Here is a 14482-nt window from a genome sequence, read left to right as displayed (position 1 = left end):
AGCCGCGCCGAAGTGTCCATCGTCTGGTGCAGCATCGCCATCACCTGGTTCTCGATGCGTCGGGTCAGTTCGCGGCTCTGCTGTTCCTGGCACCGGGCAAGGCGCCGCCCCGACGCCTGGTCGCGTTCGTCGAACTCGCGAAGCGTCGCCCACAGGTCGGCGACGCCGTCGCCGGTGAGGGCGACCGTGCAGCACACCGGCGGCATGTCGGTGTGCGAGTGTCTGGCCCCGACGGCGAGCGCCTGCTTGAGGTCTCGCACGAATCGGGAGGTCTCCGGCCGGTCGGCCATGTTGACGACGAACAGGTCGCCGATCTCCATGATCCCGGCCTTGTTCATCTGCATGGTGTCGCCGAGCCCGGGCACCAGCACCACCGCGACCGTGTCCGCGACGGTGAGCACGTCGAGTTCCACCTGCCCCACGCCGACCGTCTCCACGATGACGATGTCGTAGCCCGCCGCGTCGAGCACCTTCACGGCGTCGCGGGCCGCGCGGGCCAGCCCGGTGGTGGATCCGCGAGTGCCCATGCTGCGTATAAAGATTCCCGGGTCCTGGCTGTGCGACGACATGCGGACCCGATCACCGAGCACGGCCCCTCCGGTGAGATGGCTCGACGGGTCGATCGCCAGAATCGCAACGGTGCGACCGTCGGCCCGCATCTGCCGCGCCAGCACGTCGACGAGTGTGCTCTTGCCCGAGCCGGGGCTGCCGGTGATGCCGATGACGTGGGCGCCCGCCGACGTGCCGAACGCCAGTTCGCCTGCGACGTCGGTGACCTCGCCTCGCTCGACCTTGCTGATGAGGCGGGCGATCTCGCGTTCGGATGTCAGCCCGACGGTTGTCCCGCTCATGGTCACGCGTCCACGCGAACGAGGTGGTTGACGCCCCGCCTGACGGTCCAGCCCGCCTGTTCGCGATCCCATTCTGCGGCACAGGGTTCGGCGGTAGCGGCACGCAGCGTTCGCTTGAGGACCTTGCCGGTCGGGGTTTTCGGCAGCTCCCCGATGAACTCGAGGTAACGCGGTACGGCGAAGTAGGGGAGTCGGGTCACGCAATGGCTGAGCACTGCGACGGGGTCGGGCGGCGATACGTCCTCGGCGACAACCAGATACGCCTTGATGTCGTCTTCACCTTCCTGCGCCGGCTTGGCGATCACGGCCGCCTCCTCGATTTCGGGCAATTCGGTGAGTGCGACTTCGACGTCGTAGGTCGTGATGTTCTCGCCCCTGCGACGGATGCGATCCTTGAGGCGGTCGAGGAAGTAGTAATAGCCGTCGGCGTCGCGCCTGGCGGCATCTCCGGTGTGGAACCACAGATTCCGCCATGCTTCGACGGTCCTGTCCGGCATGGCGTGGTAGTTCAGGAACGTCGTGAAGGGATAGCGGGGCCGGACCACGATTTCGCCGGCCGCTCCGTCCGGCACGGGTTCGTCGGTGTCGGGGTCGACGACGGCGACCTCGAACCACTCGTCGAGGGCCTTGCCGCAACTTCCCGGGCGCAGCGGCTCGTCGATCGGCCGATAGATCGGCAGGCAGATCTCGGTCATGCCGTATGCCTCAACGCATGTGGTGTCGAAGCGCCGCTCGAAGTCCTCTGCGACCACCGTCGGCAGCGGGATCGTGATCATCCGCCGCACGTGGTGGTCGGCGTCATGCGGCGTCGCCGGTTGGTTGAACACGTACTGCGCCATGACGCCCAGCAGACTGGTGACCGTCGCGCCCGACGCGCGCAGGTCCTCGAGCCAGCGACTGGCGCTGAAGGCGTCTGCCAACACGACTTCGGCGCCGGTCATCAGACACGGCAGCACCTGCATGAACTGCGCGTTGGCGTGAAACATCGGCAGGCAGATGTAGTACACGTCGTCCTCGCCGATGCGGAGCTGCTCGACGACGTGCGCCGCGAACGTGTGCATGTGCCCGTGCGGGACCACCACGCCCTTGGCGGGGCCCGTCGTTCCTGATGTGTAGATGATCGAGGCCGGGTCCCGATAGGTCACCTCGACCTCAGGAGGAGCGCCGGGCGAGGCGTCGAGATCCGGCAAACCGATTGTCGCCCAGGGAAGGTCGGGCACGCCGCCGCGAACAACCGCAGTCCGCAATGCGGTCAGTTCGCCCGCCACGTCGACGAGCGCGGCCGCATGTCGGGCGTCGATGATCGCCACCGTCGCGCCGGAGTTGTTGGCGACGTGCACGAGGCTGGGCCCGCGATTGGCGGTGTTGACCGGAACCTCAACGGCGCCGAGCAGGTTGATGGCGAACCAGCAGACGACCATGTCGATGGAGTTGTCCATGATCAACAGCACACGATCTCCCTTGGACACCCCGAGGGCCGCGAGACCGGCGGCTCTGCGCTCGCTCAGGGCCAGCAGTTCGGCGTAGGTGAGGCTGTCGCCGCCGAGCGTACGGATACCGCGCTTCGACGGGTGTTTGTCAGCCGCGCTGCGCAGGAAGGTGGGTAGCGTGAAACCGCTGCGGTCGGCGGGAGTGAAGCGTATCGAGCTCTTTGACGGTGCGGCCATGAGGGTTTGGCGAGCTGACACGACTCATGCCTCCGCGTGTTGGGCGCCCCGGATCGCGGCGACCCGTTCCTCGATGAACGACACAATGTCGGCCGTATCGGTGCCCGGCGGGAAGCAGCCGTCAATACCCATCCGGCCAAGCTCCTCGATGTCCTCGGGCAGCAGGCTGCCGCCGGCGATCATCAGGATGTCGTGAGCGCCCGCCGCGTCGAGCCGCTCCTTGAGCTCCCGCATCAGCCGGACGTGCTGCGCCGACAGGTTGGACACGCCGACCACGTCGACGTCCTCCTGGACGGCGGCCCGCGCGACGTCGGGAATGGTGGTGCGCAGGCCGGTGTAGATGACTTCCATGCCGGCATCGCGCAGCGCGCGGGCGACGATCTTGACGCCGACGTCGTGGCCGTCGATGCCGGGCTTGGCAAGAAGAACGCGGATCATGAAATGCCTTCCGGTGATGGGGATCAGGGCTGGACTCAGTAGATGGGCGGCGCGATGTACTCGCCGACCTCGGCGATGACCCGCTTCACGATCTCGCCTTGTGACGCGTGGACCTTGCTCGCCGCGATGACGGCCTCCATGACGTTGCCGCCGTCCGCGACGACTTTCTGCAGGTCGTCCAGCGCTCGTTCGACGTCGGAGTCGTCCCGCTCGGCGCGCACCTTCTCGAGGCGACGGATCTGCTCCTTCTCGGACTGCTCGTCGACGCGGAACGTCTCGATCGGGCGTTCACCCTGAGTGCCCTTGAAGTCGTTGACGCCCACGATGGTGCGCGTTCCGTTCATGATCTGCAGCTGTTGGGCGTGGGCGGTGTCGGATACCGTCTTCTCCAGCCAGCCGCTTTCCACAGCCCGGATTGCCCCGCCCTGGTCGTCGACTCGCTCCATCCAATCCCATGTGCGCCTTTCGATTTCATCGGTCAGGCTTTCGATGTAGTAGGAGCCCGCCAGCGGGTCGACGACGTTGGTGACGCCGCTTTCGTAGGCCACCACCTGCTGGGTGCGCAGCGACATGCGCTGGGCGAATTCCGAGGGAATCGAGTACGCCTCGTCGAAGCACGACACGGCCATGGATTGCACGCCGCCGAGCGCACCGGCCATCGCCTGCAGCGCTCCGCGGATGAGGTTGACCTCCGGCTGCTGGTACGTCATTGTGCTGCCGCCGGTTTGGACGTGCGTGCGGAGCTTCGCGTTCTTCGGGTCGGCGCCGAAACGGTCGTGAGTCAGTTGCGCCCACACCCGGCGGGCGGCCCGCAGCTTGGCGATCTCCTCGAGAAAGTCGTTGTGCACGTTGAAGATGAACGAGAAGCGTCCGATGAAGCTGTCGATCGGCAGCCCGCGGCCGAGAAGATCCTCGATATAGGCGATCGCGTGGCCAAAGGTGAACGCCAACTCTTGATCAGCGGTGGTGCCCGCCTCGCGAATGTTGTAGCCATTCAGGCTGATTCCGTTCCAGCGGGGCATGTGCAACGAGCAGTACTCGATGAGATCGCAGGCCAGCCGCACCGACGGAGCCGGCGGGAAGATGTAGGTCTTCTGCGCGTAGAAGTCCTTCAGCGGGTCGTTCTGCACCGTGCCTGCCAGCTTGCGGAGGTCGAGCCCGCGCATCTGGGCTGCCGCGACATACTGCGCTACCAGCACAAACGCCGGGTGGTTGATGGTCATCGAGACGCTGATGTTCTCCAGGTCGATACCGTCGAACAGGTCGTACATGTCGGGCAGCGTGTCGATCGCGACGCCGGTGCGGCCGACCTCGCCGACCGCACGCGGGTCGTCGGAGTCAAGGCCGATGAGCGTCGGCACGTCGTAGTCGTTGGACAGACCCGTCTGCCCCTGCTCGATGACGTACTTGTTGCGGGCGTTCGTCTCCGGCGCGGTGCCGAGGCCGACGACCTGCCTGCGGGTCCACTGCCGGGTGCGGTACATCGTCGGGTGCGGTCCGCGCGTGTACGGGTATTCACCCGGTGCGCCCAATTTGGTTGTCGGGTCCCACGATTCGAGTCGCGACTCGTCGTAGAGAGCGTCGACGGGAACGCCCGAGAGTGTCTGAAAGCTCGGTTCGACGGTGTCCTCGGTCGTGCTGGCTCGCGTGTCTGACACGGTCATGCGGACCCCTCTGTGACGTAGTGCTGTGGTTGGACCACATTTGTGGTGTACGTTACTATGGACTCTGGATCCAGGATTTGCAACCCGTTCCGCGATCGGACTCCACGGACTTCAATGAACCAAGGATTGGTGCCCATGCCCGAGATGACCGTTTCCCAGCTCATCGCCGATCGGCTGGTCAGCCAGGGTGTACGCCGCATTTTCGGCCTGTGCGGCGGACACATCCAGCCGCTGTGGGACGCGGTGGCCCGCGCCGGCATCGAGGTCGTGGATGTGCGGCATGAGGCCGCCGCCGTCTACATGGCCCATGCGACGGCCGACCTGTCCGGTGACCTGAGCGTGGCGATGGTGACCGCGGGCCCGGGGCTGACGAATGCGGTGACGGCGATTTCGAACGCGTTCGTCGGGCGAAGCCCGGTGCTGGTGATCTCCGGTCGCGCGCCGCGGCCGCAGACCGGCATGGGCGCGATGCAGGACATCGCCCAGGCCGAGATCGTCAGGCCGATCACCCGCCTCGTCGAGCAGGTGTCCGAACGTCACCACGTCATCTCGCGCCTGGACAAGACGATCGCGGCGGCGCTCGGCGCAGCGACCGGCGCGACCGGACCGGCCTACATCGACTTCCCGACGGACCTCTTGGAGGAGACGGTTCACGACGCCGACATCCCCGCTGTCGCAATGGAACCGCGTGCCGCGGTAAAGATTGCTCCCAGCCCGGACTTGGTCGCCCGGGCCGCCGAACTGATCCGCGCGTCGTCGCGGATCGTCGTCATCGGCGGTCGGTCGGTACGCACCGCCGCGGACGAGGTGCGGGCGTTTCTCGAAGCGGCACAGGCGCTTTACCTGGATTCGGGCGAGAGCCGCGGCGCGATTCGCGACGACGTGCCGGGCTACGTGCCCGCAGTGCGGGGACGGGCGATGGCCGAGGCCGACCTCGTCGTCACGCTGGGGCGACGCCTGGACTTCCAACTCGGCTACGGGTCACCGGCGGTGTTCTCTCCGAACGCGCGGTTTCTGCGCATCGGCACCTCGTTCGAGGAGTTGGGCGAGACGCGCCGCGGCGACGTCGAGGTACAGGGCAGCACCGCGGCGGTGCTCACCGCCTTGATGCAGAGCGAGGCGAGTCCCGCTGCGCCGGACACGGATTGGCTCACCGACATGCGTAAGTCGAACGAGGAGAGGTCGCGCAAGCTGGTCGCGAAACTGCAGTTGCCCGACCTTGACTCCGACGGCCGGATGTCACCGAATTTCGTCGTCGGCGCGGTGAACGACCTTTTGACGGACCGATCGGTGGTGGTCGCAGACGGAGGCGACATCCTCTCCTTCGCGCGGGTCGGCCTCAAATCCGTCGACTACCTCGACTGCGGTGCGCTGGGGTGTCTGGGTGTCGGGGTGCCGTTCGCGACCGCGGCCGCGTTGGAGCGGCCCGACGAACCTGTCGTGGCCGTGATCGGCGACGGCAGTTTCGGTTTCACGGCGATGGAGATCGACACCGCCGTTCGGCGGGGAGCGCGGGCGGTGTTTGTCGTTGCCAACAACGAGGGGTGGAACATAGAGCGCCACGATCAGGTCGATCGGTTCGACGGTAATTGCGTCGGCGTCGATCTGCCGGGGTGTCGCTATGACCAGTTGGCACGCAGCTTTGGCGCGCACGGCGAGCGGGTGGAAGATCCGGGTGAGCTCGCCGACGCGCTGAAGCGCGCGATGGACAACGCGCCGGCCGTCGTCGACGTCGTCGTCTCGCGACAGGCCAAGTCGCCGGACTATCTCAGCGGGCTGGCCGCGGTTCCGCCACGCCAGGCGGTCGGCCCGTGGAATGCCGCGGAGATGAAGCGCTTTGCCACTCAGTGAACAATCCACCCGCGAAGGCACTGGTTCGACGGCACGCGAATACAGTGACTCCGTTGCGCATGCCATCAGGAGACCAGACGTGAGCCTCAACCCCGATACCGACGCGGGCCTTCTCCAGGAGAAGGCCTCGTGCTTCTCTTCTCTGAGCGCTCTGCCGCCGCGTGACACGAGCGCCCTCGCCAGGTCTGTCCGAGACCGGCTGCGCAGGGCGATCGTGCTCGAGGAGTTGCCTGCGGGCGTGCGCTTGAATCAGGTGATGGTGGCGCAGCAACTCGGGGTGAGTCGCATGCCGGTGCGGGTAGCCGCTGCGGATCTGGTGGTTGAAGGGCTGCTCGAACCGCTGCCCACCGGCGGCGTTGCGGTCAAGGCGTTGTCCAGAAGCGACGTGGAGGCCGCATACAAGGTCCGCGAGGCGCTCGAGACACATTCGGTCCGCGAGGTGGCGCAGGCCCGGCCGGAGCGAGGGCTGCGCGAGTTGTCGTCGGTGCTGAAGAGGCATGAAGAACTGGGCGGAGTCAACGACACCGAACGGCTCCTGGAGCTGGACCGCGCGTTCCACTGGGCCATACTCGACGCCACTGGCAATCCGTATTTCAGGCGGGCGATGGTGCCGATGTGGTCGGTCGTCGAACGTGCGATGGTCGGCATGCTGCGCACCATTCCGGAGATGTTCGACCTGGCGTGGCGCGAACACCGGCAGATCGCCGAGGCGATCGCAAACGGCGACGCAGACCTGGCCGAACAACGGATAAGAAAGCACATCCGCGACTCGGCGACGAAGTTCTCGAAAGCCATCCGCGAGGGGTAGCGCACCACCGCTGAGGGGACGGCTTCGGCTGCGCTGCAGCATATTTCGGTGGATTTGTTGTGGGAAGGAGGCCGCCGTGACAGAAGCAACAGGCAACGCGGCCCCGGGAGGCAGGCGGCGCGCGTTGCGCTCGGGCGCCGTGGCGATGCTGCCGATACTCATCGGCATCGCACCGTTCGCCGCAGTCGCAGGCCTTGCGGGCACCCACAACGGCTTCACCGTTGTTGAAACGGCGGCTTTTTCGCTGTTCGCCTACGCCGGCGCAGCGCAGGTGGCCGCGCTGGATCTGATCGGCAACGGCGCCGGGGTCGGTGTGGTGATCGCGACGGCGCTCATCATCAATGCCCGCTTCATCGTCTATTCGGCGACATTGGCGCCAATGTTCTCCGATGCGAACGTCAAACAGCGAGTGGCCGGCTCGTACCTGTTGGTGGACCACGCCGTGCCGCTCACCCTGACCCGGACAGTCGAGTGGGCGCGCCGCGACAAGATCGCGTTCTATCTGGGCGCGTGCCTGATGTTCTGGAGCACCTGGCAGATCTGCTCATTCATCGGATCATTTCTCGGGGTCGCTGCCGGACACCGGTATCGTCGCATTCGCCGTCCCGATCTCGTTCCTAGCGCTTCTTGCGCCGCAACTCAGCAATCGGCCAAGGGTTTTCGCTGCTCTGGTCGCTGCCGTGGTAGCCGTTGCGGGAGCGGATCTGCCCGCGAACCTCGGCATGATGCTCGGCACCTTCGCCGGCATCGCGACGGGTGTGGCGCTCGGGTGGCGTTCGGCCGGCGAGAAGGCCGAATCATGAGCACGGCGACGGTATGGCTGCTCATCGCCGCGATCGCGGCCGGCGGCTTCGTCCTGCGCGCGATCTTCATCCTCGTCCCGATCCTGCCCAGGGAAGTCCCGCCACGGCTGAGCCTCGTGCTGCAGATGGTTCCCGCTGCGGCGTTCGCGGCGCTGGTGGCGCCGTCGCTGTTCCGCGAAAACGGGCATCTGCAACTGATTTCACCGGCATCGCTGGCGGGCGTCATCGCATTGTTGGTGTCGTTCCGGTTCAAGAACCTGGCACTGACCATCGTGTGTGGTCTGATCGCCTACGGCTGCCTGGACCTGCTGCTCTAACGGCTCCGGTAACACAGCTCAGGTGGCCGGCGATAGCCGGGCATGACGTTGTTTCGTGGAGCCGCGCTCGCCCTCGCGCTGATGGCGCCATGGGGTTGGGCGCCTGCGGCCCATGCGGAGAGCGCAGCGCAACTCGAACCCGTTGCGGTGCAGGCCTCGCCGACCTGCGGCGGCAGTGTCAGCGCCGAAGCGCAGGTGACGCCGGTACAGGTCGACGACCGCGTCGAAGACGGCGTGCGGGTGGCGATCCACTACGACGCAGGCATCTACGACGGCTCCTGCACGCTGACCGTTACCGCCAACTGGACGAACCTCGACACCGGCGGCTCGGGCAGCGGCGACATCACCGCGGTGTCCACGATCGACGGGCATTACGGTTTCATCGGCTACGCCAATGCGACATTCGAAACGGGCGAAGGGACCATCGTCATCACGGTCAGCTCGCACCCGGGCGCCGAAATGCGCATCACGACCTGAAGTCGCTTTTCGTCAGTGAATCGGCGTCTGGTAGCACCCGCAGCCACACCCACTGACACGATTGCAGGGTCCGCTCGAGCTCCTGTTCGGAGATCCTCGATGCCTGATAGAAACCGCGCTCGACCATCCAGCACAGCATGCGCGCCACCGCGGACGCCTCGTCAGGTCCGTCGCCGGATGGCAATCCGCCGCGCACCAGCAGTTCGGCCACGGCCTCGGCGATTGCATGCGCGGTCTCTGTCCACATCCGGTCGACTTCGGGAACGGTCGATGCGAAATCCACCGCAGCACGCAGCACCACGCCGTGGTCACGCCATTGTCCGGCGGTGTATTCCAAAGCGGCCGGGATGATCTCTTTCACGGGGCCGGAGCGTCCGAGAACCTCCTCGGCGCCCCGCTGAAGGGTTTGGCCGGTGCGCGCCACCAAGGCAATCAGAATGTCTTGTTTGGACGCGAAATAGAAGTACACCCCGCTACGCGTCATGCCTGCCGTCTCGGCGATGTCGCTGACGGTCATGTGCACGTAGCCGCGTGTCGCCAACAACGTTTCGGCCGCGTCGAGGATCTGTTGTTCCCGAAGGTCGCCCTTGCGCATTGCCGGTGGTGCGCCGCGGCGCGAAGGATATGCCTTGGCCATCGACCCGAGGGCGTCAGCTCGCGGCGAGCTGAGCGCCGTCAGGGAAATCCGTGCTGCGAGACAGTTTTTCCCACTGTCGGATATCGTCGTCGACAGCCTTGCGGGCCGCGGAGGCCAAACGCAGTGCATCCGAGCCGAGCACCAAGTGCGCGGGCGGCTCGTCGACATCCAGGATCGACAGGACGGCCTCGGCCGCCTTCTCGGGGTTGCCCAACTGGTTGCCGCTTGCCTTCTGTCGCGCAGTGCGGATCGGATCCATCAGCGCGTCGTAGTCGGCGATCGACCGCTCGGCGCGCGTCATCGAGCGACCGGCCCAGTCGGTGCGGAACGAACCCGGCTCGATGGCGGTCACGTGAACGCCGAAGTCCGCGACCTCTTTTCGCAGGCTTTCCAGCAGACCCTCCACCGCGAACTTGCTCGCGCAGTAGGCCGACATGCCCGGGACCGCCATGAGGCCGCCCATGGAAGTCACCGCCATCAGATGGCCAGCGCGACGCTGCCGCATGTAGGGCATGGCGGCCTGCAGTGTCGCGGCGACGCCAAACACGTTGGTAGCGAACTGCGCTCGCACATCCGAAAGGGGCGTTTCTTCGAAGATGCCCTCGACGCCGTAACCGGCATTGGCGATCACCACATCGACCGGACCCACCGTCGATTCGACCTCGGCGACCGTACGAAAGACCGCGGCGTCGTCGGTGACATCGAGCAACCGGGCGTGCGCACGGCCGGGACCCAGGGCCTCGAAGGCCGCGGCGTCGTCAGGCTTGCGCACCGTGCCGACGACTACGTCGCCGGCCTGCAGGGCGGCCGAGGCGAACGCGCGCCCCAGTCCAGTGCTGACTCCGGTGATGAGGAATGTACGCACAGCAGCTGTCCTTCTCGTCGAGCGATGGGTCTTGACACAGTGTCAACTCGAATCGACACAATGTCAACTTTCCAAGTCGGAACCACCTCGACAGGGACGCCGATTGGGGATTAGCGGAGTTTGGCGCCGATCTGCTCGGCTGCCTCCCGCACCTTCTGACCGGCGTACGCCAAGCTGTCAGGCGCCAGCCGATGGGTGACGAAGCTGACGCTCAACGCGTACTCGGGCGTCTGTCCCGCCCTGGCAGGCACGGCCGCAGCCACGCAGCACAGCTCTTCGTCGGCTTCTTCGTTGTCGATGGCGTAACCGCGGGCACGCGTGCGTTCGATTTCGTCGGCGAGACCCTCGATCGAGGTGATGGTCTGCGCGGTGAATGCCGGCAACGGTGCGGTCCCAACGATGTTGCGCCACTCGGCATCTGACATCGACGCGAGCAGGGACTTGCCCAGCGCGGACGCATGCCATGGGTCATGCTGCCCGACGACGTTGGTCTTCTTGACGCCGCGCCGACTCTCCAACACGTCGATGATGACGACGGCGTCGCCCTTGATCATCGCGAAGTTGACCGTCTCGTTGAACTCCGCCAACAGGTTCTCCATCGTCGGACGGACGGCGTCGCGCGGCACCCGGTCCGAAATGGCGTGCTGGCCCATCCGAAACACTTCCCACCCGAGGCGATACTGCGTGGAATCGAATCGCTCGATGAAGCCGAGGTTGCTCAAGCTGTTCAGATATCGCAGCGCGGTCGCCTCGTTGAGTCCGGCGCGCCGGGCGATGTCGGCGAGGTTCGTCGCGCCCGCTGCCTCGACCGCCTTCAGGATTCGGACGGTGCGTTCGACGCCGGACAGCGTGGTGCTGACTTCACGATGCTCTTTCACTCAGTGAAGGGTATCAGCAGCGATTGAAAGATGTCCGCTGCCTGCTGTTCGCGCTGCGACCCGGCATCGCTCGGGTCATCTTTCATCCAGTGAAACGAGGCAACGATTACTGAAAGAAATTCCGTCGGCTCCATTGACACCGGACAGTCGCCGTCGTCAAGTTTCAATCACTGCAAGCTAGTTTCAGTCAGCGAAAGCCGCTCGGCTGGCCAACCAAAGGAGCGCTTAATGTCATCGACACCGTCGGGCAACGGGTCATCGAGGATCGACGGGGCCGGGATCCTCGCCGCGCAACTCCTGCCGACGGCCGATGACTACGCCTTGACGCCATCGGACAAGCGCTTCCCCGACGGCGGCCACTACCGCCTGGAGATATCCGGCGTCGAGCGGGTGTCGACCCTGGAAGCGATGCTCGACGAAGCGACCAAGCACGGGGTCTTCATCAACCGCGTCGTGGCATTCGGGGGTGGAACAACGCTGCTCACCAAGGAGGAGTTGCGCGACTTCGCCACTCTGGCCGACGAGAACGGCATCGAGGTGATCGCCGTGCCCGGCCCCCGGACCGGCTGGGATGTCGGCCGCCAGGCGTTGAGCACCGAAGGGCAATCCGGCGGGCGTCGGGTGCGGGGGATCGACAATATCCGCTACCTACTCGACGATTACTTGCGGATCTTCTCGACCGGGTTGCGCGGCGCCCTGGTGTGGGACGAGGGCGTGTTGCAGATTCTCCACAAGGCGCGCGACGCCGGGCACATCCCCGCCGACACCAAATTCAAGGTGTCCGTCTACGCCGGACACGCCAACCCGGCGGCCATCAAAATCATGCAGGACCTCGGCGCCGACAGCGTCAACCCGGTCGGCGACCTGAGCCGGCCGATGCTCGCCGCGATCCGCAGCAAGGTCGACATTCCCCTCGACGTGTGGGCAGAGACCTTCGACTCCTTCGGCGGGATGAACCGGCTGTGGGAGGCAGGCCAAATCGCGGCCGTGACAAGCCCGGTGTACTTCAAGATCGAGCCGGGCGAATCAGAAGGGGTTATGTACAACGGCTGGATCGAGCCCGAATTTCACGAAAAGTTGGTGCGACACAAGGTTCGTCACGCAGCGATCCTCAACGAGCTCGCCGCCGCGACCACACCCGGCATCACCGTATCGCCTGCGCCGCAACGGAACGCATTGATGCACTGAGCTACGGCCCACGGCGACGACACGACGACGACAGACCAGAAAGAAGACCTCGTGAGTGCACAAGCAGCCATCGTCGGGTCGGGCAACATCGGCACCGACTTGATGGTGAAGCTCCGGCGCCATTCGACGCTCGAGCCGGTCGCCATGGTGGGGATCGACCCATCCAGTGACGGGCTGTCGCGAGCCCGCGGCTACGGGTTGTGGACCGCCGCCGGCGGTATCGACGCCTTGCTCATGTCGGAGGCGTTCCGTGATGTCGACATCGTTTTCGACGCCACCAGCGCCGACGCGCATATGTACAACTGGGCCCGGCTGCAGCGCACCGGACGCCGGGTAATCGACCTCACCCCGGCCGCGGTCGGACCCTTCGTCGTGCCGACGGTCAACCTCGAAGAGCATTGCGCAGCAACAAATGTGAACATGGTGACCTGCGGCGGTCAGGCGACCGTACCTGTTGTCGCGGCGCTGTCACGCGTCACTACCGTTCACTACGCCGAAATCGTGGCGTCCATCTCGTCGCGATCGGCCGGGCCGGGCACTCGCGCCAACATCGACGAATTCACGGTCACGACGGCACGCGCCCTTCGCGCCGTGGGCGGTGCGCAACGGGCCAAGGCCATCATCGTGCTCAACCCTGCCGACCCGCCGGTCATCATGCGCGACACCGTGACGGCACTGATCGAGCGGACCGATGACGCGGCAATCGCGGGAGCCGTCGTCGACATGGTTGAGGCCGTCGCGAAATACGTGCCGGGATATCGGCTCAAGCAGGACGTGCAGATGGTCGACGTCCCCCCTGGCGACACCCGTCGCAGCCTTGCCGGTGACATCGAGGGGCCGATGTGCCACGTGACGGTTTTTCTTGAAGTCGAGGGCGCCGCCGATTATCTGCCTCCGTACGCGGGAAATCTCGACATCATGACGGCCGCCGCGGTCCGGGTGGGCGAGTTGATAGCCGCTGATCGCGCTGAGCCTCAGAGGGTTTCGCTGTGATGACCGATATCTACGTCCAGGACGTCACACTGCGTGACGGCATGCACGCGATCGGTCACCAGTTGGAATTGCCGGATGCTCGCCGCATCGCCGCGGCACTGGACAGGTGCGGCGTGGCCGCCATCGAGGTGGCCCACGGCGACGGACTGGCTGGCGGAAGCCTCACCTACGGAGCGGGCAGCCACCCCGACGCCGACTGGATCAGCACAGCCGCCGAGGTCCTCACTCGAGCGCGCCTGACCACCCTGCTGCTACCGGGCATCGGCACACTGGACGACTTGACGGCCGCAGCGGACCTGGGCGTCACATCGGTGCGAGTGGCCACCCACTGCACTGAAGCCGACATCCCTGAGCAGCACATCGACGCTGCGCGCGAACGCGGCATGGACGTCGCCGGCTTCCTGATGATGTCGCACATGACCGACGCGAACAGCCTTGCCCGACAAGCCAAAATCATGCAGGACGCGGGAGCTCAGTGCGTCTACGTGACCGATTCGGGCGGGCGGCTGACCATGAGCGACGTCCGTGACCGCATCCGCGCCTACCGAGACATCCTCGACCCGGCCACCACCATCGGCATCCACGCCCACCACAACCTGGGGCTGGGCGTGGCCAACTCGGTCGTCGCCGTCGAGGAAGGCGCCCATCGGGTCGACGCCTCACTGACCGGACTCGGCGCCGGTGCGGGCAATTGCCCATTGGAAGTGTTCGTCGCGCTCGCCGACGTCACCGGGTGGAAACACCACTGCGACGTCTTCGCACTGATGGACGCCGCGGAGGATCTCGTGCGGCCGTTGCAACGTCGCCCGGTGCGCATCGACAGGGAAACGTTGACCCTCGGATATGCCGGGGTCTACTCCAGCTTTCTGTTACATGCCGAGCGCATCGGCACCGAGTACGGCGTACCGCCACGCAGCCTGATTCTCGAAGCAGGCGCACGCGGCATGGTCGGTGGTCAGGAAGACCTACTCACCGACGTGGCCCTGGACCTTCTGGCCACCCCCACCTGTCGCGGCGCAGCGGCATCCTGCTGATCACTCCCCGG

Annotated in this window: 15 protein-coding genes; 7 read left to right on the top strand and 8 right to left on the bottom strand. The window is 65.9% G+C overall.

The features are described from left to right. From meaB to CQY20_RS12975, 4 genes are all read right to left on the bottom strand, one after another. On the bottom strand, window positions 1-851 hold an 851-nt coding region (gene meaB, locus CQY20_RS12990; protein WP_097940484.1), incomplete at its 3' end, for a methylmalonyl Co-A mutase-associated GTPase MeaB. A 2-nt stretch (window positions 852-853) separates the two neighbouring features. Continuing rightward, window positions 854-2518 (bottom strand): AMP-binding protein, encoded by a 1665-nt coding sequence (locus CQY20_RS12985; RefSeq protein WP_097940483.1) that lies wholly within the window; start codon window positions 2516-2518, stop codon window positions 854-856. A gap of 24 nt (window positions 2519-2542) precedes the next feature. Further along, window positions 2543-2956, bottom strand: coding sequence for a cobalamin B12-binding domain-containing protein (locus CQY20_RS12980; protein ID WP_097940482.1), 414 nt, complete (start codon window positions 2954-2956; stop codon window positions 2543-2545). Window positions 2957-2991: 35 nt separating this feature from the next. Then, window positions 2992-4620 (bottom strand): acyl-CoA mutase large subunit family protein, encoded by a 1629-nt coding sequence (locus CQY20_RS12975; protein WP_097940481.1) that lies wholly within the window; start codon window positions 4618-4620, stop codon window positions 2992-2994. A 135-nt stretch (window positions 4621-4755) separates the two neighbouring features. On the opposite strand from CQY20_RS12975, the gene CQY20_RS12970 reads away from it, so the two are divergent. The 4 genes from CQY20_RS12970 to CQY20_RS12955 all read left to right on the top strand — a co-directional run bounded on the left by CQY20_RS12970 (window position 4756) and on the right by CQY20_RS12955 (window position 8876). Further along, window positions 4756-6471: a 2-hydroxyacyl-CoA lyase gene (locus tag CQY20_RS12970; protein WP_097940503.1), complete on the top strand. Its 1716-nt coding sequence runs from the start codon at window positions 4756-4758 to the stop codon at window positions 6469-6471. Between the two features lie 79 nt (window positions 6472-6550). Then, window positions 6551-7279 carry a GntR family transcriptional regulator gene (locus CQY20_RS12965; RefSeq protein ID WP_097940480.1) on the top strand — a complete coding sequence of 243 codons (729 nt, stop codon included), beginning with the start codon at window positions 6551-6553 and terminating at the stop codon, window positions 7277-7279. A 76-nt stretch (window positions 7280-7355) separates the two neighbouring features. Further along, complete coding sequence (locus tag CQY20_RS12960; RefSeq protein WP_097940479.1) at window positions 7356-8399, top strand: AzlC family ABC transporter permease; 1044 nt, start codon at window positions 7356-7358, stop codon at window positions 8397-8399. Between the two features lie 42 nt (window positions 8400-8441). Further along, window positions 8442-8876: a hypothetical protein gene (locus CQY20_RS12955; RefSeq protein ID WP_097940478.1), complete on the top strand. Its 435-nt coding sequence runs from the start codon at window positions 8442-8444 to the stop codon at window positions 8874-8876. Here CQY20_RS12955 and CQY20_RS12950 read toward each other — a convergent pair. From CQY20_RS12950 to CQY20_RS34830, 4 genes are all read right to left on the bottom strand, one after another. Next, entirely contained in the window at window positions 8866-9513 is a 648-nt protein-coding gene (locus CQY20_RS12950; protein ID WP_097940477.1) for a TetR/AcrR family transcriptional regulator, read from the bottom strand. The genes CQY20_RS12955 and CQY20_RS12950 overlap by 11 nt on opposite strands. A gap of 13 nt (window positions 9514-9526) precedes the next feature. Next, entirely contained in the window at window positions 9527-10378 is an 852-nt protein-coding gene (locus CQY20_RS12945; protein WP_097940476.1) for an oxidoreductase, read from the bottom strand. A 110-nt stretch (window positions 10379-10488) separates the two neighbouring features. Then, complete coding sequence (locus CQY20_RS12940) at window positions 10489-11256, bottom strand: IclR family transcriptional regulator (protein ID WP_097940475.1); 768 nt, start codon at window positions 11254-11256, stop codon at window positions 10489-10491. Further along, a complete protein-coding gene (locus tag CQY20_RS34830; RefSeq protein ID WP_163701075.1) occupies window positions 11253-11423 on the bottom strand; it encodes a hypothetical protein in 171 nt (56 codons plus the stop codon). Before CQY20_RS34830 ends, CQY20_RS12940 begins: the two co-directional genes overlap by 4 nt. 61 nt (window positions 11424-11484) lie before the next feature. Between CQY20_RS34830 and CQY20_RS12935 the strand changes: the two genes are divergently transcribed. Genes CQY20_RS12935 through dmpG form a run of 3 tightly spaced genes read left to right on the top strand, consistent with a single transcriptional unit; the run spans window position 11485 to window position 14471 of the window. Then, window positions 11485-12444 carry a hypothetical protein gene (locus CQY20_RS12935; protein WP_097940474.1) on the top strand — a complete coding sequence of 320 codons (960 nt, stop codon included), beginning with the start codon at window positions 11485-11487 and terminating at the stop codon, window positions 12442-12444. A 51-nt stretch (window positions 12445-12495) separates the two neighbouring features. Next, on the top strand, window positions 12496-13437 hold the full coding sequence (locus CQY20_RS12930; RefSeq protein WP_272938809.1) for an acetaldehyde dehydrogenase (acetylating): 942 nt from the start codon (window positions 12496-12498) through the stop codon (window positions 13435-13437). After that, window positions 13437-14471: a 4-hydroxy-2-oxovalerate aldolase gene (gene dmpG / locus CQY20_RS12925; RefSeq protein WP_174814706.1), complete on the top strand. Its 1035-nt coding sequence runs from the start codon at window positions 13437-13439 to the stop codon at window positions 14469-14471. Before CQY20_RS12930 ends, dmpG begins: the two co-directional genes overlap by 1 nt. Window positions 14472-14482: the final 11 nt, after the last annotated feature.

Source organism: Mycolicibacterium agri (assembly GCF_002553505.1).
Classification (GTDB): domain Bacteria; phylum Actinomycetota; class Actinomycetes; order Mycobacteriales; family Mycobacteriaceae; genus Mycobacterium; species Mycobacterium agri.
Note: the sequence above shows the minus strand (reverse complement) of the source record. Positions and strands in the feature narration are given on the sequence as shown.